Origin of the sequence: Streptomyces tardus, assembly GCF_018101125.2 — a bacterium.
Taxonomy (GTDB): Bacteria; Actinomycetota; Actinomycetes; order Streptomycetales; family Streptomycetaceae; genus Streptomyces; species Streptomyces tardus.
On the sequence record NZ_JAELVF020000003.1, the window covers coordinates 91,933 to 116,095 of the forward strand.

The 24,163-nt window shown below is 71.0% G+C and carries 17 protein-coding genes, 1 pseudogene and 1 riboswitch; of the genes and pseudogenes, 12 read left to right on the plus strand and 6 right to left on the minus strand.

All coding sequences use genetic code 11. From position 1 onward, the window contains the following. Window positions 1-71 precede the first annotated feature (71 nt). The 3 genes from JGS22_RS22455 to JGS22_RS22465 all read left to right on the plus strand — a co-directional run bounded on the left by JGS22_RS22455 (window position 72) and on the right by JGS22_RS22465 (window position 4,017). The gene (locus JGS22_RS22455) at window positions 72-1,040 is read left to right on the plus strand and encodes a FadR/GntR family transcriptional regulator (protein ID WP_308405845.1); all 969 of its coding nucleotides are present in this window, start codon (window positions 72-74) and stop codon (window positions 1,038-1,040) included. Between the two features lie 373 nt (window positions 1,041-1,413). After that, entirely contained in the window at window positions 1,414-2,982 is a 1,569-nt protein-coding gene (locus tag JGS22_RS22460) for an RNA polymerase sigma factor (protein ID WP_211038921.1), read from the plus strand. Between the two features lie 198 nt (window positions 2,983-3,180). Continuing rightward, window positions 3,181-4,017 carry a S1 family peptidase gene (locus tag JGS22_RS22465; protein ID WP_211038920.1) on the plus strand — a complete coding sequence of 279 codons (837 nt, stop codon included), beginning with the start codon at window positions 3,181-3,183 and terminating at the stop codon, window positions 4,015-4,017. Between the two features lie 150 nt (window positions 4,018-4,167). Here JGS22_RS22465 and JGS22_RS22470 read toward each other — a convergent pair whose 3' ends face one another. Further along, entirely contained in the window at window positions 4,168-4,398 is a 231-nt protein-coding gene (locus JGS22_RS22470) for a DUF7455 domain-containing protein (protein ID WP_211038919.1), read from the minus strand. Window positions 4,399-4,817: 419 nt separating this feature from the next. Between JGS22_RS22470 and JGS22_RS22475 the strand changes: the two genes are divergently transcribed. The 4 genes from JGS22_RS22475 (at window position 4,818) to JGS22_RS22490 (ending at window position 10,392) form a co-directional block, all read left to right on the plus strand. Then, a complete protein-coding gene (locus tag JGS22_RS22475; RefSeq protein ID WP_211038918.1) occupies window positions 4,818-6,932 on the plus strand; it encodes a DNA gyrase/topoisomerase IV subunit B in 2,115 nt (704 codons plus the stop codon). A gap of 208 nt (window positions 6,933-7,140) precedes the next feature. Beyond that, window positions 7,141-7,977, plus strand: coding sequence for an alpha/beta fold hydrolase (locus JGS22_RS22480; RefSeq protein ID WP_211038917.1), 837 nt, complete (start codon window positions 7,141-7,143; stop codon window positions 7,975-7,977). Window positions 7,978-8,212: 235 nt separating this feature from the next. After that, window positions 8,213-8,755 (plus strand): DUF485 domain-containing protein, encoded by a 543-nt coding sequence (locus tag JGS22_RS22485; protein ID WP_308405847.1) that lies wholly within the window; start codon window positions 8,213-8,215, stop codon window positions 8,753-8,755. Next, window positions 8,752-10,392 (plus strand): monocarboxylic acid transporter, encoded by a 1,641-nt coding sequence (locus JGS22_RS22490; RefSeq protein WP_211038916.1) that lies wholly within the window; start codon window positions 8,752-8,754, stop codon window positions 10,390-10,392. Before JGS22_RS22485 ends, JGS22_RS22490 begins: the two co-directional genes overlap by 4 nt. Here the strand turns inward: JGS22_RS22490 and JGS22_RS22495 are convergent. After that, a complete protein-coding gene (locus tag JGS22_RS22495; protein WP_211038915.1) occupies window positions 10,361-10,906 on the minus strand; it encodes an FBP domain-containing protein in 546 nt (181 codons plus the stop codon). The two genes, JGS22_RS22490 and JGS22_RS22495, sit on opposite strands and share 32 nt — an antisense overlap. Window positions 10,907-11,147: 241 nt before the next feature. Next, a pseudogene (locus JGS22_RS22500) lies at window positions 11,148-12,048 on the minus strand (ferredoxin family protein). A gap of 61 nt (window positions 12,049-12,109) precedes the next feature. Between JGS22_RS22500 and JGS22_RS22505 the strand changes: the two are divergent. After that, on the plus strand, window positions 12,110-13,246 hold the full coding sequence (locus tag JGS22_RS22505; RefSeq protein ID WP_236074286.1) for a CobW family GTP-binding protein: 1,137 nt from the start codon (window positions 12,110-12,112) through the stop codon (window positions 13,244-13,246). Between the two features lie 157 nt (window positions 13,247-13,403). Here JGS22_RS22505 and JGS22_RS22510 read toward each other — a convergent pair whose 3' ends face one another. Further along, window positions 13,404-15,851 (minus strand): DNA gyrase/topoisomerase IV subunit A, encoded by a 2,448-nt coding sequence (locus JGS22_RS22510; protein ID WP_211038913.1) that lies wholly within the window; start codon window positions 15,849-15,851, stop codon window positions 13,404-13,406. A gap of 460 nt (window positions 15,852-16,311) precedes the next feature. Between JGS22_RS22510 and JGS22_RS22515 the strand changes: the two genes are divergently transcribed. The 3 genes from JGS22_RS22515 to JGS22_RS22525 all read left to right on the plus strand — a co-directional run bounded on the left by JGS22_RS22515 (window position 16,312) and on the right by JGS22_RS22525 (window position 20,212). Next, the gene (locus JGS22_RS22515; protein ID WP_211038912.1) at window positions 16,312-17,658 is read left to right on the plus strand and encodes a M16 family metallopeptidase; all 1,347 of its coding nucleotides are present in this window, start codon (window positions 16,312-16,314) and stop codon (window positions 17,656-17,658) included. A 32-nt stretch (window positions 17,659-17,690) separates the two neighbouring features. After that, entirely contained in the window at window positions 17,691-19,058 is a 1,368-nt protein-coding gene (locus JGS22_RS22520) for a M16 family metallopeptidase (RefSeq protein ID WP_211038939.1), read from the plus strand. 231 nt (window positions 19,059-19,289) lie between these two features. Further along, a riboswitch (cyclic di-AMP (ydaO/yuaA leader) is annotated at window positions 19,290-19,442 on the plus strand. 11 nt (window positions 19,443-19,453) lie between these two features. Next, complete coding sequence (locus JGS22_RS22525; RefSeq protein WP_211038911.1) at window positions 19,454-20,212, plus strand: M23 family metallopeptidase; 759 nt, start codon at window positions 19,454-19,456, stop codon at window positions 20,210-20,212. Between the two features lie 278 nt (window positions 20,213-20,490). Here the strand turns inward: JGS22_RS22525 and JGS22_RS22530 are convergent, their stop codons facing one another. Both JGS22_RS22530 and JGS22_RS22535 read right to left on the minus strand, forming a co-directional pair. Then, complete coding sequence (locus JGS22_RS22530) at window positions 20,491-20,673, minus strand: hypothetical protein (RefSeq protein ID WP_211038910.1); 183 nt, start codon at window positions 20,671-20,673, stop codon at window positions 20,491-20,493. Between the two features lie 248 nt (window positions 20,674-20,921). Continuing rightward, the gene (locus JGS22_RS22535; RefSeq protein ID WP_211038909.1) at window positions 20,922-21,203 is read right to left on the minus strand and encodes an HPr family phosphocarrier protein; all 282 of its coding nucleotides are present in this window, start codon (window positions 21,201-21,203) and stop codon (window positions 20,922-20,924) included. Between the two features lie 172 nt (window positions 21,204-21,375). Between JGS22_RS22535 and JGS22_RS22540 the strand changes: the two genes are divergently transcribed. Next, complete coding sequence (locus JGS22_RS22540) at window positions 21,376-24,087, plus strand: bifunctional acetate--CoA ligase family protein/GNAT family N-acetyltransferase (protein WP_211038908.1); 2,712 nt, start codon at window positions 21,376-21,378, stop codon at window positions 24,085-24,087. Window positions 24,088-24,163: the final 76 nt, after the last annotated feature.

Sequence of the window (24,163 nt, forward strand, 5' to 3'; positions counted from 1 at the left end):
CCGCTGGAGGGCGACGGCGCCCGTGTGCGTCCGGCCGTCAAGGGCGTACGAGTCGGCGATCACCCTTTCGTGTGCTTTTCACCAAAGCCCTCAAGGTGGCTCAACTGGCCGCCGACAAAGGATGCGTGACTACCCTTGCGCACTCCATGATGACCTCGCCCGGCCGTTCCAGCCTCACCGGTGCCGGTGAGCTCGGCCGATATCCCGGCGGCGCTGCCGCCGGCGCCCCACGCTCCGGCGCCAGCGCTCCCAGCTGGGACGGTGGCGAACCCGACGCGGCGACGCGTTCCGGCCGCAGAACGACCGGTACGCGGGGACGCGGCCTGCACGGCCAACTCGTTCAGCAGCTCGGTCAGATGATCGTCGCCGGTGAGCTGGGCGCCGATCGCCCGCTGGTGCCCGAAGAGATCGGCCAGCGTTTCGAGGTCTCGCGCACTGTGGTGCGCGAATCGCTCCGTGTGCTGGAGGCGAAGGGCCTCGTCAGCGCACGCCCCAACGTGGGCACCCGAGTTCGACCCGTCAGCGACTGGAACCTGCTCGACCCCGACATCATCGAATGGCGGGCCTTCGGCCCTCAGCGGGAGGACCAGCGCCGCGAGCTCTGCGAACTGCGCTGGACGATCGAGCCCCTCGCCGCCCGGCTCGCGGTCGGCCACGGCAGGGACGAGCTGCAGCAGCGCCTCACGGAGATGGTCGAGATCATGGGCCACGCTCTGGGCGCCGGTGACGGTGTGACCTTCGCCCGGGCCGACGCCGAGTTCCACACCCTGTTGATCCAGGCCGCGGGCAACAAGATGCTGGAGCATCTCTCTGCGATCGTCGCCTCGGCGCTGGAGGTGTCGGGCGGCCCGCTGACCGGATGCGACCGGCCGACCGAAGCGGCGATCGGCCTGCACCAGGCGATCGTTGACGCTCTCGGCGGCGGAGACCCCGCCGGTGCCGAGCATGCGATGCGGCAGCTGCTCGCGGTGCGGTCGGAGTCTCCTGCACCGGCCGGAAGGGCGGCGGACCACGTCGTTCCGGCTCCGCGCGAGCACTGAGCCGGATGCGCTGAGTCGCGAGCCGCGTCCTCCCGTTTCCGAGACCGTCGTGCGAACCCTTCTCCGGATGGCTCGCACGACGGTCTCCGGCCGCACAGCGATGGGACCGTTCGGCTCAGTGATATAGCAGGATGTGTGCTGATACCTGCACACATGGGCTGTGACTCGGGACACTCGAATTGGGCGTAACGCTTTCCGTGGAAGCGCGATGACTCAAGAGGTAGCAGCGCCAACGGGAATGGGAGAGCCGCTTGCCGGCGTTCCGTTCCCCGACGTTCCGCATCCATCCCGGTGCCGACTGATCCCCGTCGGTGCCCGCAGCGCCCCTTCCGAAGAGGGACTGGGGCGTAGCCAATTCCATCGTTCCGAGAGGTTGTTCGTGTCGGCCAGCACATCCCGTACGCTCCCCGCGGAGATCGCCGAGTCCGAGTCCGTGTTGGCGCTCATTGAGCGGGGAAAGGCTGAGGGGCAGATCGCCGGCGATGACGTGCGTCGGGCCTTCGAGGCTGACCAGATTCCGCCAACCCAGTGGAAGAACGTTCTGCGCAGCCTCAACCAGATCCTCGACGAGGAGGGTGTGACGCTGATGGTGAGTGCCGCCGAAGCGCCCAAGCGCACCCGTAAGAGCGTCGCGGCCAAGACACCCGCGCGGCGCACGACCACCAAGTCCGTCGCTGCCGGACAGTCGACCGCGGCCTCGGCCACCGAGGCGGTCGACTCCGGTGCCGACTCGGAGGCCAAGCCGGCCAAGAAGGCGGCCAAGAAGGCAGTGGCGAAGAAGACCGCCGCCGCCAAGAAGGTTGCCGAGGGCCCGGCCAAGAAGGCCACCAAGAAGGCAGCCGCGAAGAAGACGGCCAAGAAGTCGGTCGTCGACGAGATCCTCGAGGGCGACGAGGAGGCCGTGGAGGCCCCTGCCAAGCCCGGCAAACCCGGCGACGAGGCCGCCCCCGAGGGCAAGAACGAGAACGAGGGCTTCGTGCTCTCCGACGAGGACGAGGACGACGCTCCTGCTCAGCAGGTCGCCGCGGCGGGTGCCACCGCCGACCCGGTCAAGGACTACCTGAAGCAGATCGGCAAGGTCCCGCTGCTTAACGCCGAGCAGGAGGTGGAGCTCGCCAAGCGCATCGAAGCCGGGCTGTTCGCCGAGGACAAGCTCGCCAACTCCGACAAGCTCGCACCCAAGCTCAAGCGCGAGCTGGAGATCATCGCGGAGGACGGTCGCCGGGCGAAGAACCACCTGCTGGAGGCCAACCTCCGACTCGTGGTCTCGCTGGCCAAGCGCTACACCGGTCGCGGAATGCTCTTCCTGGACCTCATTCAGGAGGGCAACCTCGGTCTGATCCGTGCGGTCGAGAAGTTCGACTACACCAAGGGCTACAAGTTCTCCACGTACGCGACGTGGTGGATCCGTCAGGCCATCACCCGCGCCATGGCCGACCAGGCCCGCACCATCCGTATCCCGGTGCACATGGTCGAGGTCATCAACAAGCTGGCCAGGGTGCAGCGTCAGATGCTCCAGGACCTGGGCCGGGAGCCCACCCCGGAGGAGCTGGCCAAGGAGCTGGACATGACGCCCGAGAAGGTCGTCGAGGTCCAGAAGTACGGTCGTGAGCCGATTTCGCTGCACACCCCCCTCGGTGAGGACGGGGACAGCGAGTTCGGTGACCTCATCGAGGACTCCGAGGCCGTCGTTCCGGCGGACGCGGTGAGCTTCACCCTCCTCCAGGAACAGCTGCACTCGGTGCTGGACACCCTCAGTGAGCGCGAGGCGGGCGTGGTCTCGATGCGCTTCGGTCTCACCGACGGACAGCCGAAGACACTGGACGAGATCGGCAAGGTCTACGGCGTGACGCGTGAGCGGATCCGTCAGATCGAGTCGAAGACCATGTCGAAGCTGCGGCACCCCTCCCGTTCCCAGGTCCTGCGCGACTACCTGGACTGACGGAGCCGGACTGACGAGCCGGACAGGCGAAGGGCGACCGACGTTGCCCGTCAACGACGGCCCGGCCACACTCCCTGCGGGGCGAGTGGCCGGGCCGTCGCTGTAAGGGCCTGGCGGCGAAGTCAACGAGGTGTGGGTACTTTCGCCGGTATGGCGGACAGCGGGTGACCGGATGATTCCGTAAAGTCAGCTAGCGGTATGAACACATTCACGCGCGCTCTGACCGCCACCCTCGTCTCGTCCCTGGCCCTCACCGCAGTCGCGGCTGTCGGGCCGCCCGTGGCCCATGCGATGGACCGCTCCGTCATCGGCGGTGACGCCGCCCGCACCGCCGACCACCCCTGGGTGGTGGCTGTCGGGAGCCGGCAGCTCTTCGGCTCCGCCAGATCGGGCCAGTTCTGCGGCGCTGCTGTCGTCTCGGCGCGCACGGTGGTGACCGCGGCGCACTGCTTCGACCGGCAGATCCTCGGCGCGGACCCCGACCGGGTCCGGGACTTCCGTGTGATCGCCGGCCGGGACGATCTGCGCGGCGAGCAGGGCCGCGAAGTGGCCGTCAGCGACATCTGGGTCAACCCCCGCTACGACCGGCGCACCAACGCCGGGGACCTGGCGGTGCTGACGCTGGCCAAGCCGCTGCCCGGTGCTGCGGTCCCACTGGCCGGGGCGGGTGACGCGGCGTACGGCGCCGGGCAGTCCGCGTCGGTGTACGGCTGGGGGGACACCGGCGGGGACGGAAGTTACGCGTCCTCGCTGCACTCCTCGCGTGTGCGGGTGCTGAAGGACCGGGAGTGCGCCACCGCCTACCCGGGAGGCGCAGCGGCGGGGCGGTTCCGGGCGGAGACGATGGTCTGCGCAGGGCTTCCCGAAGGCGGCCGTGACGCCTGTCAGGGAGACAGCGGCGGGCCGCTGGTCGCCGGGGGGAAGCTGATCGGACTCGTCTCCTGGGGGTCGGGCTGCGGCGTCGCGGGGCAGCCCGGCGTCTACACGAGGATCTCCGCGCTCGAGAAGGAGATCACCGGGCGGATGCGCGATTAGGCGGGACGAGCCGTCGGTCGCTCGGCTGCGGGCGGTACAGGGCGCGCACGACGACGGGCGGACAGACCACTCTCGGTGGTCGCCCGCCCGTCGTCTTCCCGGCCCTGGGCCGGAACCGAGCTCGTCGGTGTCAGGACGCTGTGCGTCGGGTCAGCGGTCGTCGTCGCCCACGGTTGCCGGAGTGGCGGTGAGCCGCTCCGTCTCGTCCTGTATTTCCGCGGCGATCTTCTTGAGTTCTGGCTCGAACTTGCGACCGTGGTGGGCGCAGAACAGGAGCTCGCCGCCCGTTGCCAGCACGACGCGCAGGTACGCCTGGGCGCCACAGCGGTCGCAGCGGTCAGCGGCGGTCAGCGGGCTCGCGGGTGTCAGAACAGTAGTCACGTCGCCTCTTCTCTAGCTCGACGAGCTGTCGTACCAGGGTCAACATCCAACCAGTCCGAGATGTTCCCGCCTCGGACCACTTTCCTTGAAGTCGCCTTCCGGGACGGTTGGATGCTGCCGGTTGGCGGCGAAAGGGCCGTTTGCTTGGTTCTAGAAGCTTGTCGGTTTCGTTGCGCTTGTCCAGTTGTCGTCTCCGAGTGGGTGCACCACTCGTTGGTGAGGACGTGCCCGGAGCCTAAATGGTTCATGCCCCGAAGGGAACGTGATGTACACGTCACCCTTGCGAGTTATCGAACGCCTGGACGATTCGCCGCTAGCATAGGTTTACCCACGGGTGGCGTTTCACCAGCATTGGCAAGGGTCGGTACCCTCTGAGCGGCAATAAGCCACCCCAGTGAATTCAGCGAGGAGCGAACCGCGTGACCGCCGAGACGTCGTCCACCGCACTGCTCACCGGAGCGGATCGGGACAGCTCCAATTACACCGCGCGTCACCTGTTGGTTCTCGAAGGGCTCGAAGCGGTCCGCAAGCGTCCCGGCATGTACATCGGGTCGACGGACAGTCGTGGTCTGATGCACTGCCTCTGGGAGATCATCGACAACTCCGTCGACGAGGCCCTGGGCGGCTACTGCGACCGCATCGAGGTCGTGCTGCACGAAGACGGCTCGGTCGAGGTCAGCGACAACGGCCGCGGTATCCCGGTCGACGTCGAGCCCAAGACGGGCCTGTCCGGGGTCGAGGTCGTGATGACCAAGCTGCACGCGGGCGGAAAGTTCGGCGGCGGGTCGTACGCGGCGTCCGGCGGTCTGCACGGCGTTGGCGCCTCGGTCGTCAACGCGCTGTCCGCGCGCCTGGATGTCGAGGTCGACCGGAACAGCCGGACGCATTCGATCAGCTTCCGCCGGGGCGTTCCGGGGATGTTCACGGAGTCCGGGGCCGAGGCTCCGTTCGACCCCTCCAGCGGCTTGATCAAGGGCAAGAAGGTGCCGAAGGCCCGTACGGGCACCAGGATCCGGTACTGGGCCGACCGGCAGATCTTTCTGAAGGAGGCCGGTCTCTCCCTGGAGACCCTGTACGCGCGAGCGCGCCAGACCGCCTTCCTCGTCCCTGGGCTGACCATAACGGTCCGTGATCAGCGCACCCTGGAAGGTGTGTCCACCGCCGAGGAGGTCTTCCGCTACGACGGCGGCATCAGCGAGTTCTGCGAGTACCTGGCGCAGGACCGGCCGATCTGCGATGTGCTGCGGCTGCAGGGCCAGGGCAGCTTCAAGGAGACGGTGCCGGTCCTGGACGACCGCGGCCACATGATCCCCTCCGAGGTCACCCGGGAGCTCGGCGTCGACATCGCGCTGCGCTGGGGCACCGGGTACGACTCGACGGTCAAGTCGTTCGTCAACATCATCGCGACGCCCAAGGGCGGCACCCACGTGAGCGGTTTCGAGCGGTCCCTGACCAAGACGGTCAACGAGGTGCTCCGGTCCGCGAAGCTCCTCCGCGTTGCCGAGGACGACGTCGTGAAGGACGACGCCCTCGAGGGCATGACCGCGGTGGTGACGGTACGACTTGCCGAGCCGCAGTTCGAGGGCCAGACCAAGGAGGTGCTGGGGACCTCGGCCGCCGCCCGCATCGTGGGCCAGGTGCTGGCCAAGGAGCTGAAGGCGTTCCTGACCTCCACCAAGCGGGACGACAAGCAGCAGGCCCGCACCGTGCTGGAGAAGATCGTCTCGGCGGCCCGCACACGGATCACCGCGCGCCAGCACAAGGAGGCCCAGCGGCGGAAGACGGCGCTGGAGTCCTCGGCGCTGCCGGCCAAGCTCGCCGACTGCCGCAGCGACGACGTGGAGCGCAGCGAGCTGTTCATCGTCGAGGGGGACTCCGCCCTCGGCACTGCGAAGCTGGCCCGGAACTCCGAGTTTCAGGCGCTGCTGCCGATCCGCGGCAAGATCCTCAACGTCCAGAAGTCCTCCGTCTCGGACATGCTGAAGAACGCCGAGTGCAGCGCGATCATCCAGGTCATAGGAGCAGGTTCCGGTCGCACCTTCGACATCGACCAGGCGCGCTACGGCAAGGTGATCTTCCTGGCCGACGCCGATGTCGACGGCGCGCACATCCGCTGTCTGCTGCTGACGCTCTTCCAGCGCTACATGCGGCCGATGGTCGAGCAGGGCCGGGTCTTCTCCGCGGTGCCGCCGCTGCACCGCCTCGAGCTGACCAATGTCAAGAAGGGCCAGGACAAGTACATCTACACGTACTCGGACAACGAGTTGCGCCAGACGGTCCTGGAGCTGCGGGGCAAGGGGGTGCGCTTCAAGGACTCCATCCAGCGCTACAAGGGCCTCGGTGAGATGGACGCCGACCAGCTCGCCGAGACGACGATGGACCCGCGCCACCGCACCCTGCGGCGTATCAACATCAGCGACCTGGATGCCGCGGAGAAGGCGTTCGACCTCCTGATGGGCAACGAGGTCGCGCCGCGCAAGGAGTTCATCACGACATCGGCGGCGACGCTGGACCGCTCGCGCATCGACATCTAGGGGCGCGACGGCGCGAGCACGGTGCGGGTCGGCGGAGGCCGGCGGGAGGGGACCCACCCCGCTCGCTGTTCGCTGCCGGCCGCCCTGCCGTGTCCGGGCACGGGGCCGTCCAGGTCCGGGCTGAGAGGTTCGGGGGCCGACAGGCCGGGTGGCGGGGCGGAACATGTGCGGCGCGAGCGGGCGTCGGCATCGAGGAGGAAGTGGATCCATGGGCGAATGGCCGTTGCCGCACACCTACCGAAGCGACTCGGGCGAGGTCCGTTGGGGAAGCCTCGGCGAACCCGGGCGCGACCCGGTGGTGTTGCTGCACGGCACCCCGTTCTCCTCCCTTGTGTGGCGAGCGGTCGCTCGCGCCCTCGCCGGCCGCCACCAGGTGTTCTTCTGGGACATGCCTGGTTACGGGGCCTCCGAGCAGTCCACCGGGCAGGACGTTTCGCTGGCCGCTCAGGGCCGGGTCTTCGCCGGGCTCCTGGCGCACTGGGACCTCCGGCAGCCGCCGCTGGTGGCGGCGCACGACTTCGGCGGTGCGGTCGCTCTGCGCGCACATCTGCTGCACGGAGCCCGCTACCGGGCGCTCGCGCTGGTGGACCCCGTGGCGCTGGCGCCCTGGGGATCGCCGTTCTTCCGGCTGGTGGGGGAGCACTCCGAGGTCTTCGAGCAGCTGCCGCCCGCGCTGCACCGGGCTCTGGTGCGTGAGTACGTCGCCTCCGCGAGCGGACCGGGGCTGCATCCGGCAGTCCTGGACCGGCTGGTGGAGCCCTGGTCGGGCGAGGCCGGGCAGCCGGCCTTCTACCGCCAGATCGCGCAGGCGGACCAGCGCTACACCGACGAGGTCCAGAACCGGTACGGGGAGATCGATCTGCCTGTCCTGGTCTGCTGGGGCGAGGAGGACACCTGGATCCCGGTCGCGAAGGGCAGGGAGCTCGCGGCGCGGATCCCGGGGGCGGAGTTCGAGCCCCTCGCGGGGGCGGGGCACCTGGTCCAGGAGGACGCCCCCGCCGAACTCACCGCCGCACTCGTCGAGTTCTTCCGCCGGGTCGGCTGACGCGTCTCGCAGGACGGCCGCACGGCGGACCGTATCCGACCCCGCGAAGGCGGCCCCGTCCAGTACACGTCACCTGAAGGGGTGAAGGTCCGGGATTACCGTGCCCCGCGCTCTTCGCCGCTCGCCATTCTGGTCTCGGCCAGCCGGCCCTGCAAGGGCCACCGGCCCAGCAAGGGCCACCGGCCCCTACGGGCCAACGGTCCGGGCAGCGACGAGAGTTCGGGTGACAGTTGCGGTGACAGAGCACGAGGCCACGGGCGACGCCGGTATCCGTACCGCGGCGCCGCTGCGGGTGGCGGACCCCTGGTACGACGAGTTGGCCTCCGGACGGGCCGCGGAGGCCGCCGATCCCGGCGCCGAGGGCGAACCGTACGCGCCGCCCTCGTGCAGGAACGGTCCTGCGGGTGTGACGACGTACTCCGAGCCCGGCCGGGACGCCGCCTCCAGCGAGCGAGCCGCGGTGTATCTGGCCGTGCAGCAGAGTGCGGAGTTCCAGTGGGTGCGCCGCAGCCACCGCCGGTTCGTCTTCCCCGCCACGGCCGGATTCCTCGGCTGGTACCTGCTCTACATCGTCACCGCGACCGCGTTCCCCACGCTGATGGCCACCCCCGTGGGGGAGGGGCCGTTGAATATCGGAATACTCGCCGGGCTCGCGCAGTTCCTCAGCACTGGCTTGCTGACCTGGGCGTATGTGCACAACGCGGGCCGCCGGCGGGACCGGGCTGCGTTCGAGCTGCGCTGGGAGACCCAGCTGCGGACGAGGCAGGTCGGGCGATGACCGGCGGTGAGCGGACGCTGGTCGTGGTGCTGTTCAGCGTCGTCGTCGCGGTCACCCTGGTGATCACCACCTGGGCGGGTCGGCGCAGACAGGGCACCCCGGAGGAGTTCTACGCGGGTGGCCGGCTCTTCTCGCCGGCCGAGAACGGGTTCGCCATCGCGGGCGACTACATGTCGGCGGCGTCCTTCCTCGGCGTGGCCGGGCTCATCGCGCTGCACGGCTACGACGGGATGGTGTACTCGGTCGGCTTCCTGGTGGCCTGGCTCCTGGTGCTGCTGCTCGCGGCCGAACTCGTGCGCAACTGCGGGCGGTTCACCCTGGCCGACGTACTGGTGACCCGGCTGCGCGAGCGTCCGGTACGGGTGGCGACGGGCGCTTCCTCCGTCGTGGTGTCGGTGCTCTACCTGGTCGCGCAGATGGTGGGCGCCGGGACACTGGTGGCGCTGCTGCTCGGCGGGTCGAGCGGTGAGGTGCGGACCTGGACGGTGGTCGGCGTCGGCGCGCTGATGGTGGTCTACGTGTCCTGCGGCGGGATGCGCGCCACCACGTGGATTCAGATCGTGAAGGCATGCCTGCTGATGGCCGGAGCGCTCGCCCTGACCGTGCTGGTTCTGCTTCGATTCGACGGAGATCCCGCCGCCCTGCTGTCCGGGGCCGCGGAGGGCAGCGGCCACGCCGAGGACTTCCTGGGGCCGGGCCTGCTCTTCGGCGAAAGCGCGGCCTCCCGGCTGGACTTCATCAGCCTGGGCATCGCGCTGGTGCTGGGCACGGCGGGGCTTCCGCACATCCTCGCCCGGTTCTACACGGTGCCCACCGCTCGCGCGGCACGCCGATCGGTGGTCTGGGCCATCGGCCTCATCGGCAGCTTCTATCTGATGACGATCGTCCTCGGCTTCGGAGCTGCCGCCCTGCTCGGCAGTGAGACGGTGCGCGCGGACAATCCGGCCGGGAACACCGCCGTACCGCTGCTCGCGCAGCATCTGGGCGGCGGTGCGGGCACCACGGGCGGCGCCGCGCTCTTCGCCGTGGTGGCGGCGGTCGCGTTCGCCACAATCCTGGCGGTGGTCGCGGGGATCACCCTCGCCTCCTCCGCCGCCGTCGCGCACGACCTCTACGCCTCGTTCAGCCGACGGCGGCGCAGGGGTGCGGACGGCGGCGGTTTCGAGGGCAGTGGAGAGGACGCACGCGGGAGCGGCCGTGAGGTGGCGGTGGCCCGGATCTCGGCGGTCGGGATCGGCGCGGTGGCGATCGGGCTGGGGCTGCTGGCCCAGAACCTGAACGTGGCGTTCCTGGTGGGCCTCGCCTTCGCCGTCGCCGCCTCGGCGAACCTGCCGGTGCTGCTGTACACGCTCTTCTGGCGGCGCTTCACCACCAGGGGCGCGCTGTGGTCAGTCTACGGGGGGCTGCTGCCGGCAGTGGCCCTGGTCGTCCTCTCGCCGGTGGTCTCGGGCGATTCCGCGGCGATCTTCCCCGGAGTGGACTTCGCCCTCTTCCCGTTGCAGAACCCGGGAATCGTCTCGATTCCGCTGGGCTTCCTCGCCGGCTGGCTGGGCACGGTCACCGACCGGGCCGGTGCGGATGTGCACCGGCACGCGGAGACCGAGGTCAGGTCGCTGACGGGCGCGGGGGCCGCGTAGCGGAGTCGAAGGACAGGCCCTGGTTCCGGACGGCGTCCACCAGCTCCGCCAGGTTCTCCTCGACCCGTGCGATCCGGTCCTCCAGGCTCAACGTCTCCTTGACGGGCAGCACATCGGGCGTCCGTCTGCCCCGGATGTAGAGCGAGCAGGCGAGGTCGGCGCAGATGTAGGTGCCCACGGTGTTGCCCCGGCGGCCGGCCGCGCCCTCTTTGCGCGCTGCGAAGAGGGTCACTCCGGAGGAGGGGTGGCGGGTGGTGCAGAGCGAGCACATGGACGTTCTGAGCAGGCTCCGCCTGCTCCCGGGAGGGACCCGCAGGGTGAGGCCGACGGCGGTGCCCGCGATCAGAGCCACCAGATAGCCGCGATCGGGCGTCCCCTGGTCGCGCCAGCCCAGGAACTCCAGCTCGGACCAGGCGGTCCCGGCGAAGTCCCGGGGAAGGTTCAACCGCTTCGCCTCGCCCTTGGAACAGTTGACGAACGACTGCCTGATCTCGGTCTCGCTCAGCGGCTGCACGCTGGTCTCTCCTCACAGTTCGGGGGTCGGCCGGCCGATTGAAGCATCGCAGGGGTGAGGGCGGCCAACGGTTTATCGGCGGGCCGCCAGTGAGGCCCTCCGTGCCTGCCGCGGGGTCGGACCGGCCCTCGGGCGCTGTCCGCCGTGCCTCGCAAGCGCTGCCTCCCGCCTCCTGCCACCGGCAATCCGCCCCCGCAACCCGCAGCCACGTGCTCACGCCCGCTCCGGACGGCCGCTCCGGTCAGGGGAGTTGGGCGACCGCCACCGCTTCCATCCGGGGCTGCCTGCTGAGGGCCGCCCCGCAGCTCGCGGCCAGCGGTGGAGCGTCAGCGGCGGCCACGATGTTCACCCGCCAGCGGCGCCCGTCGGTGTGGGTGACCTCGACCGCCCACGCATCGGCATCCTGGGCGCCGCCGTGGGCCGGTGACGCGCAGGGCGTCCACGCCGTCCTCACCTGTCAGCTCTCGCACCGCGAGCTCGGCGGCCTGGCCCGGACGGTCCCAGGCGGAACGTCCGCGACAACGGTCGGTGACCAGCCGCCCTTCCCGCAGCGCCTCCGTCACCTCCTTGACCGCTGGGGCGTCCGTGCGGCCGTAGGCGTAGCCGTACGGGAGCACCAGCAGGGTGGGGGAGAAGCGATGACCACCGATATGAGTGATCTCCCAGGTCTCGATCCCCGAGGCGGTGAGCTCCGCGGCGAGCGGCCGGCCGAGCAGGGCGCAGCAGCGGTCGCGTTTTCCGTTGGTGCAGACACAGACCAGCGGTCCGTCGTGGGGCTGCCACAGACCGCGGTGCTCGCCCTCGCCGAGTGCGGCGAGATCGAGGTCGAGCAGCTCGGCGGGGTCGGTCAGGGTCGTGGTGCGCACCCAGGACCGGCCGGGCTCGGTGTGGGCGACGTACACCCGCCGGGGCGCCTGCGGGTCGGGGTGCCGGCCCGGTCGGCGGATGAGGGCGAGCCGGGTCTCGGTGCCTTCCAGCGCTGCGGACAGGGCGGTGGCGAGCGCGGGGTCGAGATGACTGTGCGTCAGGGCGTTCGTGCCCCAGGGGCCCGGTTGTTCCAGCAGGAGCCAGGTCCGGGCGGTGGCCGCGGTGGCGGTCAGCGGTTCGGCCAGTTCGAGGGAGGCGGTGGTGCACGTGCTCACGATGCTGAGCCTAACCTTGGTCACGCTTCGCCGGCCGCCCGACCACCCTGGAGGAACTCCCTTGAGCAGCAGCCGTATCCCGGTCATGGTGATCGCCGGCTTTCTCGGCTCGGGCAAGACGACCCTGCTCAACCATCTGCTGCACAATCGGGCGGGGCTGCGGATCGGGGCGGTGGTCAACGACTTCGGCGGGATCGAGGTCGACGCCCTGGCGCTCGCCGGCCAGGTCGACTCGATGGTCTCGCTCGGTGACGGCTGCCTGTGCTGTGCGGTGGACACCGAGGACCTGGACGAGGTGCTGGCCAGGCTCGCCGAACCGTCCGCGGGCATCGATCTGATCGTCGTCGAGGCCAGCGGGCTCGCCGAACCGGAGACGCTGATCCGGATGGTGCTCGCCAGCACACACGAGCGGATCGTGTACGGAGGTCTGGTCGAGGTCGTGGACGCGGCCGAGTTCGAGGGTGTCAGGGAGCGCCATCCGGAGTTGGACCGGCATCTGCGGGCCGCCGACCTGATCGTGCTGAACAAGACCGACCGGGTGGACGCCGGCCGTCGGGAGGCGCTCCGCGCCGAGCTGGCACGGGTCAGCCCGGCCACGCCGGTGGTGGGGGCCGAACACGGCCGTATCGACCCGGAGTTGTTCTTCGACCGGAGACCGGTCGGTGAAGAGCCGGGCGGCGGCCGGCAGTTGACGTTCGAGGACCTGCTCCTGGAGCAGACGGGCGAACTCCAGCACACCCACACCGCTTACGAGAGTCTCGACTTTGAGACCGAGGAGCCGCTGAGCCCGCGCAGGTTCATGGCGCTGATGGATTCCCGGCCGGTCGGGCTCTACCGGATGAAGGGGCAGGTCCACTTCGGGGCGGACGGTGCCGACCGGCGCTGGACGGTGCACTCCGTCGGGGGGTATCTGCAGTTCACCCCCGCCCCGTGGGGACGCGGTGAGCGCCCGAGCACGGCGCTGGTGCTGATCGGCGCGGGTCTGGACGTCGCGACGCTGCGGGCCGAGCTGCTCGAGTGCCGCGGGCCCGGCCCGCAGGAGAGCGGGCCCAGCGGCATGTGGTGCGTACTGCGCTACGTCGACGAGCCCTCCGCGCAGGCCCGTTCCGCCGACAGCCCGGGCGCCGAGGACGCGCTGGACGAGACAGAGCTGGACGAGACAGAGCTGCACGAGGCCGGGCTGCACGCGGCCGACTGAGGCGCGGCTCGCCGGCCCGCGCCTTCGCCGCCGGCCGGGGCGTACGGCATCCGACGGAGATGCCGTACGCCCCGGCCGTACGGGCCCGTTGAAGGCCGCGCCGCGACGGGCCGGGCCGCGACGCGACGGCCCGGCCCGGCAACGGTGCCGGGCCGGGCTACACCGGTCCGGCCAGCACCGCGACGGGTACGGCGAGTGGCACGCCGGAGCCGTCCCGGCGAGGGTCGGGCTCGGGCAGCTCCGCGGGCTTGCCCGCGGCGGTGGCGGCGCGTGCCGGGGCGGGCCCGGCCCAGGCGAACAGCAGGCCTTCCTCGCCCTTGAGCAACCGCTGGCAGCGCACGCCCCCGGTGGCACGGCCCTTGCGCGGGTACTGGTCGAACGGGGTGAGCTTGGCCGAGACAGCGGCACCGTCGAGAGTGTCCGGCGAACCCGCGGCGGTGAACACCGCGGCGTCGGCAGCCGGATCGACGGCGCTGAACGCGATCACCCGCGCGCCGTCGCCGAGCTTGATGCCCGCCACTCCGCCCGCGGGGCGGCCCTGGGGGCGGACCTGGCCGGCGGGGAAGCGCAGCAGCTGCGCCTCGTTGGTGATGAAGACCAGATCCTCCTCGCCGGTGCGCAGCTCCATCGCGCCGACGATCCGATCGCCGTCCCTGAGGGTGATGACCTCCAACTCCTCCTTGTGGGACGGGTAGTCGGGCACGACGCGCTTGACCACGCCGTGCTCGGTGCCCAGCGCGATGCCGGGCGAGGACTCGTCCAGCGTCGTCAGGCACAGCAGCGCCTCGCCGTCGGCGAGCGACAGGAACTCGGAGATCTCGGCGCCGCCGGCAAGCGTCCCGGGAGCGGGCTCGGGCAGCTGCGGCAGGTCGATGACCGACAGCCGCAGCAGCCGTCCCGCCGAGGTCACGGCTCCGATCTCGCTGCGGGCGGTGGCCGGTACGGCGGAGACGATGACGTCGTGCTTTGCTCTGCGGCCCGAGGTGTCCAGGGTGGAGTCGCCGCCGGCGGTGCGCGCCAGCAGGCCGGTGGAGGACAGCAGCACGCGACACGGGTCGTCGGCGACCTCCAACGGGACGGCGGCGACCGGCGTCTGCGTCTCGCCGTCGAGCAGTACGGTCCGGCGCGGGGTGGCGTACTTCTTGGCGACCGCGGCCAGCTCGGAGCTGACCAGCTTCCGCAGCTCGGCGTCGGAGTCCAGGATGCGGGTGAGCTCCTCGATCTCCGAGCGGAGCCGTTCGCCCTCGCTCTCCAGCTCGACCCGGTCGAAGCGGGTGAGCCTGCGCAGCGGAGTGTCGAGGATGTACTGGGTCTGGGTGTCGGAGAGCTCGAAGCGCTCGATCAGCGCCGACTTGGCCGCCGCGGCGTTGTCGCTGGCGCGGATGAGGGCGATGACCTCGTCGATGTCGATCAGCGCCACCAGCAGGCCCTCGACCAGGTGCAGTCGGTCCAGGCGCTTCTGGCGGCGGAAGGAGCTGCGCCGCCGTACGACGTTGAAGCGATGGTCGACGTAGACCTCGAGAAGCTCCTTGAGCCCGAGCGTCAGCGGCTGGCCGTCCACCAGGGCGACGTTGTTGATGCCGAAGGTCTCCTCCATCGGCGTCAACTTGAAGAGCTGCTCCAGTACCGCTTCCGGGTGAAATCCGTTCTTGACCTCGATGACCAGGCGCAGGCCGTGCTCCCGGTCGGTCAGGTCCTTGACGTCCGAAATGCCCTGCAGCTTCTTGGCGTTGACCAGATCCTTGATCTTGGAGATGACCTTCTCCGGGCCGACCGCGAACGGCAGCTCGGTGACGACCAGGCCCTTGCGGCGGGCGGTGACCTGCTCGACCGCCACGGTGGCGCGGATCTTGAAGGTGCCCCGGCCCTTGGCGTACGCGTCCCTGATGCCGGCGATGTTGGTGATCCGGCCACCGGTCGGCAGGTCCGGGCCCGGCACGAAGCGCATCAGGGTTTCCAGGTCGGCGCCCGGGTGCTTGATCAAATGCCGTGCCGCGGCGATCACTTCGCCGAGATTGTGCGGCGCCATGTTGGTCGCCATGCCGACCGCGATCCCGGACGAGCCGTTCACCAGGAGGTTCGGGTAGGCGGCGGGAAGTGCGACCGGCTCCTGCTCGCTGCCGTCGTAGTTCGGCGCGAAGTCGACGGTGTCCTCTTCGATCGAGTCGACCATCAGGCCGGCCGCGGGGGCGGTGCGGCACTCGGTGTACCGCATCGCCGCGGGCGGGTCGTCGTTGCCCAGCGAGCCGAAGTTGCCGTGGCCGTCGACCAGCGGCAGGCGCATCGAGAACGGCTGCGCCATCCGCACCAGCGCGTCGTAGATCGCGCTGTCGCCGTGCGGGTGCAGCTTGCCCATCACCTCGCCGACGACTCGCGCACACTTCACATGGGCGCGCTCGGGACGCAGGCCCATCTCGTGCATCTGGTAGAGGATGCGGCGCTGCACGGGCTTGAGGCCGTCCCGTGCGTCGGGCAGCGCACGGCTGTAGATGACCGAGTACGCGTACTCGAGGAAGGACCCCTGCATCTCGTCCACGACGTCTATGTCGAGGATGCGCTCCTCGAACGGCTCCGGCGGCGGGGACTTCGTAACTCGGCGGGCCATTGTGGCTGCGGCTCCTTCGGAATCCGTGACGGTGCGGGGCCTCGCCCCTGCGGTGGTGGCAGGCGGCGGGCGGGGCCGGGCGACCCGGCGGGTCGCCGACCATTGTGAACCCAGTCGCTGACACTTCGGCGCCCGGCCCAAGCGGCGCGGCCCACAAGGCGGTTGGCGACAGCCGCACGACAGCCGCACGACAGCCGTACGACAGCCGCACGAGCACCGCTGGACAACGTGCGACAACTCCGGGTCGAGCAGGGTCCGATGCCCGCCCGACGGGAACTTAGCGCGCCCACCGCACGGTTGCATACAGTGACAGCAGCTGCGGTCCGCCGTTTGGATCTTGCTGGACCGGGGAGCGATGTCGCGTGCCGGGCACCGCCGGCCGGCGAAGCTCCGCATGACAGCCCTCGCGGCAGGACCACCGATTTTTCCATGACCGACAACCGAAGGGACGGCCCCGCCCATGGGTCACACGGCCACACCTCCTCCGACCACAGGAGGGCTGACAGCGACCGAGCACCGGCTGTCCAACGGCCTGCGCGTGGTGCTCTCCGAAGACCACCAGACGCCGGTTGCGGCGGTCTGCCTCTGGTACGACGTCGGCTCGCGGCACGAGGTCAAGGGCCGTACGGGTCTCGCCCACCTTTTCGAGCACCTGATGTTCCAGGGCTCCGCGCAGGTCCCGGGCAACGGCCACTTCGAGCTGGTCCAGGGTGCGGGCGGCTCGCTCAACGGCACCACCAGCTTCGAGCGCACCAACTACTTCGAGACCATGCCCGCCCACCAGCTGGAGCTGGCGCTCTGGCTGGAGGCGGACCGGATGGGCTCACTGCTGGTCTCCCTGGACGAGGAGTCCCTGGAGAACCAGCGCGACGTGGTGAAGAACGAGCGCCGCCAGCGCTACGACAACGTCCCCTACGGCACCGCCTTCGAGAAGCTGACGGCGATGGTCTTCCCGGACGGCCACCCGTACCACCACACTCCGATCGGCTCGATGGCCGACCTGGACGCCGCCTCCCTGGAGGACGCGCGCACCTTCTTCCGCACCTACTACGCGCCGAACAACGCGGTGCTCTCGGTCGTGGGCGACATCGACCCCGAGCAGACCCTGGCCTGGATCGAGAAGTACTTCGGCTCGATCCCCTCGCACGACGGCAAGCAGGCGCCCCGGGACGGCAGCCTGCCGGACGTGATCGGCGAGGAGCTGCGGCAGCCGCTGCGCGAGGAGGTGCCCTCGCCCGCGCTGACCGCCGCGTACCGCCTGCCGCACGACGGCACCCGGGAGTTGGACGCCGCGGATGTGGCGCTGACCATCCTCGGCGGTGGCGAGTCCTCCCGTCTCTACAACCGCCTGGTGCGTCGCGACCGGCTCGCGGTGACAGCCGGCTTCGGGCTGCTGCGCCTGGCCGGCGCGCCCTCCCTGGCATGGCTGGATGTGAAGACCTCGGGCGATGCGCAGATCGCCGACATCGAGCTCGCGGTCGACGAGGAGCTGGCGGCCTTCGCCGAACACGGCCCCACCGCTGAGGAGTTGGAGCGCGCCCAGGCCCAGCTGGAGCGGGAGTGGCTGGACCGGCTGGCCACTGTCGCCGGCCGGGCGGACGAGCTGTGCCGCTACGCCGTGCTCTTCGGCGACCCCCAGCTCGCGCTCACCGCGGTGAGCCGCGTCCTGGACATCGGCTCCGAGGAGGTGCGCGCGGTCGCCGCCGCCCGGCTGCGGCCCGACAACCGGGCGGTGCTGGTGTACGAACCGACCGAGCCGTCGGCGGACGACGCTGACGCGGCAGCGCAGGAAGGTGCCGAGCAGTGAGCGAGACGACCGACCGGGGCGTGGCCCCCGCAATGGACTTCCACCCCCAGCCGCAGGCGGGCCGGCCCCGGCCGTGGGCTTTCCCCCAGCCGGAGCGCGCCACGCTGTCCAACGGCCTGACCCTGCTGCACTGCCACCGTCCCGGCCAGCAGGTGATCGCCGTCGAGGTGCAGTTGACCGCGCCGCTGGAGGCCGAGCCCGCGGGCCTGGACGGCGTGGCGACCATCATGGCGCGCGCGCTGTCCGAGGGCACCGCCAAGCACGACGCCGAGCAGTTCGCCGCCGAGCTGGAGCGCTGCGGCGCCACGCTGGACGCCGGCGCGGACCACGCGGGTGTGCGGGTCTCCCTGGAGGTGCCGGTGTCCAGGCTGCCGCAGGCGCTGGAGCTGCTCGCCGACGCACTGCGCACCCCGGCCTTCACCGAGGCCGAGGTCGAGCGGACCGTGGCCAACCGACTGGACGAGATTCCCCACGAGTTGGCCAACCCGGCCCGGCGTGCGGCCATCGCCCTCTCCGACGCCCTCTACCCCGCGGGCGCCCGGATCTCCCGTCCCCGACAGGGCACCGAGGAGACCGTCGCCCGGATCGACGCCGGTGCGGTGCGCGCCTTCTACGACGCGCACGTACGTCCCTCGACGGCCACGGTCGTCGCGGTCGGCGACTTCACCGGTCTGGATCCCGAGGCGCTGATCGCCGAGGCACTCGGCGGCTGGCAGGGCACCGCCGCCGAGTCGTACGCCCTCACCCCGATCACCGCCGACGACAGCGGCCGGGTGGTGATCGTGGACCGACCGGGCGCTGTGCAGACGCAGTTGCTGCTCGGGCGCATCGGAGCGGACCGCCACGATGCCGTGTGGGGTGCGCAGGTGCTCGGCATCTACTGCCTCGGAGGCACGCTCACTTCGCGCCTGGACCGGGTGCTGCGCGAGGAGAAGGGCTACACCTACGGCGTCCGTGCCTACAGCCACGTGCTGCGCTCCGCCCAGGACGGCAGCGGCGCGGCGCTGCTCGGTATCGCCGGTTCGGTGGCGACGGAGGTGACGGGCGCGGCGCTGACCGACCTCTGGCAGGTGCTGCGGACGCTGGCCGCGGAAGGGCTGACCGAGGAGGAGCGCGACTTCGCGGTGCAGAACCTCGTCGGAGTGGCGCCGCTGCGCTTCGAGACCGCTGCCGCGGTCGCGGGGACCCTTGCCGACCAGGTCGAGCAGGAGCTGCCGGACGACTTCCAGGGCAATCTCTACGCCCGGCTGGTCGAGACCGGCACCGTCGAGGCGACCGCCGCGGTGGTGAACGCCTTCCCGGTGGACCGCCTGGTCACGGTGCTCGTGGGCGATGCCGAGAAGATCGGCGAGGAGGTGCGGGCGTTGGGCATCGGCGAGGTGACCGTCGTCACCGGCTGACCGCCCCGACGCTGCGAGCCGCTCGAGCAGCTCCGGCGAAGTCGCTTGTCCGGTCCCCCGGTTGTGGCTCAGGCCACGACCGGGGGACCTACTATGTCCGATTTGGCCGCATTTTTCGTTGGGTTGATGTGTGCTGTGCCTCAAAGTGCCTGATCTGGTTGCTCTGCGCCGGATGTCCGTTTTAGCTTCGGTGGTCGCTGCTCGTCCGAAGTGATCGCGACCGCGACCGACCGTGCAGCATCGCCGAGTCCCTTCGAGGGAGCCGGGGACCCATTCAAGTCCTTGGGGTGAATCGGGCTGTGTCCGAACTGGGACAGCCGCCCGTAGGAGACCTTCCTGCTCCGAACCCGTCAGCTAACCCGGTAGGCGAGAAGGAAGGAAAGGAGTTCGCCTCCATGGCGTTCAACCGTGCCACCGGCAAGATCAACCTGTCCCGCAAGCAGCGCAACCGCATGGGTGCCGCCGGAGCCGTCGCGCTCGTGGCAGCCATCACCGGTCCGCTCGCCGCTCCCGCCACCGCCGCACTGACGGCCACCGCGGAGCACCAGACCGGTCTGACCCAGACCAAGGCCGTCGGCCCGCTGGCGGAGGACTCCGAGGACTCCGGTGACCAGGATGACGTCGAGGCCGGCGAGAAGGTCTCCGGCGGGTCCGAGAAGAGCGACAAGTCCGAGAAGGCCGAGAAGGACGCCGCGGAGCGCGGTGGCGAGAAGCGGTCCGACCGGTCCTCGCGCGCCAAGCTCAACGCGTTCGCGAGCCCCATCAAGGGCGGCGACGTCACCACCCAGTACAACTCCGGTGGCGCCCGCTGGTCCTCCGGCACTCACAGCGGCATCGACTTCGCCGCCGCCGAGGGCACCCCGGTGAAGACCGCCGGGCCCGGCACCGTCGTCGAGGCGGGCTGGGGCGGCTCCTACGGCAACAACATCGTCGTCGAGCACAACGACGGCCGGTTCACCCAGTACGGCCACCTCTCCAAGATGGACGTCAACATCGGCGAGAAGGTGACCTCCGGCGAGTCCATCGGCCGGGTCGGCTCCACCGGCAACTCCACCGGGCCGCACCTGCACTTCGAGGCCAGGACCACGCCGGCCTACGGCTCCGACGTCAACCCGATCAACTACCTCCGCGACAAGGGTGTCGGCCTCGGCTGACCCCGCCCCCACGGCTGAGGCCGTACCCGCCGCGCGACCGGCTGTCTGCTGAGTGTCGGCCGCGCGTCGGGCCGCGGAGAACCCGCGACCACAGCGGACGCGGTCGCCACCTGCGGCGGCTCGTGGCAGACCGCGGACGCGACGAAGGACCCCGGTTCACCCCGGGGTCCTTCGTGCTGTCGCACCCCCGCCGCCCGCCTTCCCCGACCGGGAGCGTCACACTGCGGAAGCCGTCGTCCCCGTCCGCGAGGACGTCGTCCCCGTCCGTACGGCCCTGCTCACCGCGTGTACGGCGCGTGCGACGCTCGCTTCCGTATCCGTGCGGAGCGCTGCTCGGACTCGTGGACGAACGCGGTGGCACCGCGGCGGCTGCCGACGCAGTCGACGACGCCGTGCTCGATCTGCGTCCGCAGCGCCTGTTCGTATCCGTGACGCTCGTAGGTGCCGGAGCCGGCACCCACGAGGGGCAGCAGATGCGTCGTGAGTCCTTGGAGCCTCGGTTGCGGCCCCGATTCGGCCGAGATGTCGAAGGCCCGGCCGTTGACGAAGTCGCGGGGGTCGCCGGGGTCGTACGGCTTCCGGGGGCGCGGCCTGTTCTGCGCCGGCCGGCACGGAGTGGGCCGGCGCAGAACGTGAGCGGTGCGGGCGCGGCGGGAGCTGCGGCCCGGTCGCTGTGGCGACCGCAGAGCCGCGTGGTGCCGCAGCGCGGTCAGACGGTCTCGGGGAGTTCCTCCAGGCCGTCGGCGACCAGCTTCGCCAGCCGGTCCAGAGCCGCGTCCGCGTCCTCCGCGTCCGAGGCGAGCACGACCTCCTCGCCGCCCTCCGCGCCCAGGCCCAGCACCGCGAGCATCGAGGCCGCGTTGACCGGGGCGCCGTCGCCCTTGGCGATGGTCACCGGGACGCCGGAGGCCGTCGCGGCGCGGACGAAGATCGAGGCCGGGCGGGCGTGCAGGCCCTCAGTCCAACCGATGGTGACGCGGCGCTCTGCCATGGTGTTCTGCCCTTCAGACGGAGACTCTCACAAGCTTCTCCAGACCGTATCGCCACGCTCGCCCCCGGCGTTCGCGCCCCTGCCGAGCCGTCGCCACGGGGGCGGGCGGCCGACCGCGGGCCGGGTGCTCCGAGCCCGCCCGGACGTGGTCAACTGCCCTTACCCTGGGGCGATGCAGCGGTCTACAGAGCGTGCCTACCCGACCCACTGGGAAGCGGACATCGTGCTGCGGGACGGGGGCACGGCGCTGATCCGGCCGATCACCCCCGACGACGCCGGGCGCCTGGTCAGCTTCTACGAGCAGGTCTCGGACGAGTCGAAGTACTACCGCTTCTTCGCGCCCTACCCTCGGCTCTCCGACCGAGACGTGCGCCGCTTCACCCACCACGACTACGTGGACCGGGTCGGGCTCGCGGTCACCGTCGGTGGCGAGTTCATCGGGACCGTGCGCTACGACCGCATCGACGGCACCGGCCGCCCCGCCTCCGCCCCCGCGGACGGTGCGGAGGTCGCCTTCCTGGTGCAGGACGCCCATCAGGGCCGCGGCGTCGCCTCCAACCTGCTGGAACACATCGCCGCCTGCGCCAGGGAACGGGGAGTGCGCCGTTTCACGGCCGAGGTGCTGCCGGCCAACCACAAGATGATCAAAGTCTTCACGGACTTCGGCTACTCCCAGCAGCGCAGCTTCGAGGACGGGTCCGTCCACCTCAATCTGGACCTCGAACCCACCGAGAAGTCGCTGGCGGTCCAGCGCGCCCGGGAGCAGCGCGCCGAGGCCCGCTCGGTGCGGCGGCTCCTCGCCCCGGGCTCCATCGCGGTGATCGGCGCGGGGCGCAACCCCGGCGGTACGGGCCGCACGGTGATCGACTCACTGGCCGCTGCGGGCTTCACCGGCCGTGTCCACGCCGTCAACCGGCTGCTGCCCGCCGGTACCGACCGGCTCGGGGGCGTACCCGCCCACCGCTCGGTGGGCGAGATCGAGGAGCCGGTGGATCTGGCCGTTCTCGCGGTCCCCGCCGACCAGGTCGACCCGGTGCTGACCGAATGCGGCGAGCGCGGGGTGCAGGGCGTGATCGTTTTCGCCGACCGCATCGACCGCGAGGACCAGCGCGAGCTGGTGCGCAAGGCGCGTTCGTACGGGATGCGGGTGATCGGGCCGAACGCCTTCGGGCTGATCAACACCTCGCCGGACGCACGGCTGAACGCGACGCTCTCCGCGGAGACGCCGGGTCGCGGGCGCATCGGACTGTTCACCCAGTCCGGCGCGATCGGCGTCGCGCTGCTCAGCACCCTGCACCGCCAGGGCGCCGGGCTCTCCTCGTTCGTCTCCGCCGGCAACCGCGCCGACGTCTCCGGCAACGACGTGCTCCAGTACTGGGACGACGATCCCGACACCGACGTGGTGCTGATGTACCTGGAGTCGATCGGCAACCCGCGCAAGTTCACCAGGTTGGTGCGGCGCACAGCGCTGAGCAAGCCCGTAGTGGTCGTCAAGGGCGCCAGGCACAGTGCCAGCGCGCCGCCGCCCGGCCACGCCGTTCCCGCCAGCCGTACGCCCGACGCCACCGTCTCGGCGCTGCTTCGGCAGGCCGGGGTACTGCTGGTGGACACCGTCACCGAGCTGGTGGACACCGGGGTCCAACTGGCCTTCCAGCCGATGCCGGCCGGGCCGCGCGTCGCGGTGCTCGGCAACGCGGAGTCGCTCTGCCTGCTCACCTACGACGCCTGCCTCGCCCGGGGGCTGCGGCCCTCCCCGCCGGTCAACCTCACCGTCGCCGCCACCCCGGAGGACTATCGCGCGGCGCTCGCCGCAGCACTGGCGGACCCGGAGACGGACGCCGTCGTCGTGACCGCGATCCCGTGGGTCGCCGGGCGGGCGGCGGCGGAGCTGGCCGACGCGCTGCTCGACGCCTCGCGCACGGCGGACAAGCCGATCGCCGTCGCCCAGCTGGCCATCGAGGGGCTGGACGAGGAGCTGAGCTCCCGCCGGATCCCCACCTACCCCGCCCCCGAACGCGCGGTGCGCGCACTGGCCGAGGCGACCAGGCTCGCCCAGTGGCGGTCCGACGCCCAACAGCCGGGCCGCGTACCGGAGTACGACGTGGACGAGGCCGCCGCCGCCCGCCTCGTCACCGCCGCCCTGGAGGGCGCCGCGGCGGACCGGGACGCTCCCGCGGACCCCGCCGCCGGAGGCCGCAGCGTCCCCCTGGACCCGGCCCGCACCGCCGAGTTGCTGGGCCACTACGGCATCGCGGTCCAGCCCACCCGGCCCGCGCCGGACGCGGACAGCGCCGTCGAGGCGGCGCGCGAACTCGGCTATCCCGTCGCCCTCAAGACCACCGCGCCGCATCTGCGCCACCGCGCCGATCTCGGCGGCGTACGGCTCTCGCTGGCCGGGGAGCGGGAGCTGCGCCGCGCCTGGGAGGAGCTGACCACCACCCTCGGCTCGGCGGACGAACTGCGGCCGGTGGTGCAGGCGATGGCGCCGCGCGGCGTCGACACCGTCGTGCACGCCTCCTTCGACCCCTCGATCGGCACCGTGCTCTCCTTCGGCCTCGCCGGCACCCCCTCGGAGCTGCTGGGCGACCTCTCCTACCGGCTGGTCCCGGTGACCGACCGGGAGGCGGGCAGGCTCGTCGGCGATCTCCGGTCGGCACCGATGCTCTACGGCTGGCGCGGTTCCCGCCCCGCGGACGTCCCGGCGCTGGAGGAGCTGCTGCTGCGGGTCTCGGTGCTGCTCGACGCCCATCCCGAGATCGTCGCGCTCGACCTGGAGCCCACCGTGGTCGCCTCGGAGGGCCTGACCGTCCTCGGCGCCGCCGTGCGACTCGCGCTCCCTCCCGCCACCACGGACCTCGGCCCCCGCCGCCTCGCCACCCACTGACCGCCCGGGCCCCGCCGCCCGGCGCCGTACGCCCCGTCTGACCGGTCCGTACGCCCGACCGGCGCCGTACGTACCC

What these genes read in the sequence shown, in the direction of transcription:
- JGS22_RS22535 (WP_211038909.1), bottom strand. Translation starts at nt 21,203, where the DNA reads ATGGCAGAGCGCCGCGTCACCATCGGTTGGACTGAGGGCCTGCACGCC.
- JGS22_RS22540 (WP_211038908.1), top strand. Translation starts at nt 21,376, where the DNA reads ATGCAGCGGTCTACAGAGCGTGCCTACCCGACCCACTGGGAAGCGGAC.
- JGS22_RS22520 (WP_211038939.1), top strand. Translation starts at nt 17,691, where the DNA reads ATGGACTTCCACCCCCAGCCGCAGGCGGGCCGGCCCCGGCCGTGGGCT.
- JGS22_RS22515 (WP_211038912.1), top strand. Translation starts at nt 16,312, where the DNA reads ATGGGTCACACGGCCACACCTCCTCCGACCACAGGAGGGCTGACAGCG.
- JGS22_RS22480 (WP_211038917.1), top strand. Translation starts at nt 7,141, where the DNA reads ATGGGCGAATGGCCGTTGCCGCACACCTACCGAAGCGACTCGGGCGAG.
- JGS22_RS22465 (WP_211038920.1), top strand. Translation starts at nt 3,181, where the DNA reads ATGAACACATTCACGCGCGCTCTGACCGCCACCCTCGTCTCGTCCCTG.
- JGS22_RS22525 (WP_211038911.1), top strand. Translation starts at nt 19,454, where the DNA reads ATGGCGTTCAACCGTGCCACCGGCAAGATCAACCTGTCCCGCAAGCAG.
- JGS22_RS22510 (WP_211038913.1), bottom strand. Translation starts at nt 15,851, where the DNA reads ATGGCCCGCCGAGTTACGAAGTCCCCGCCGCCGGAGCCGTTCGAGGAG.
- JGS22_RS22490 (WP_211038916.1), top strand. Translation starts at nt 8,752, where the DNA reads ATGACCGGCGGTGAGCGGACGCTGGTCGTGGTGCTGTTCAGCGTCGTC.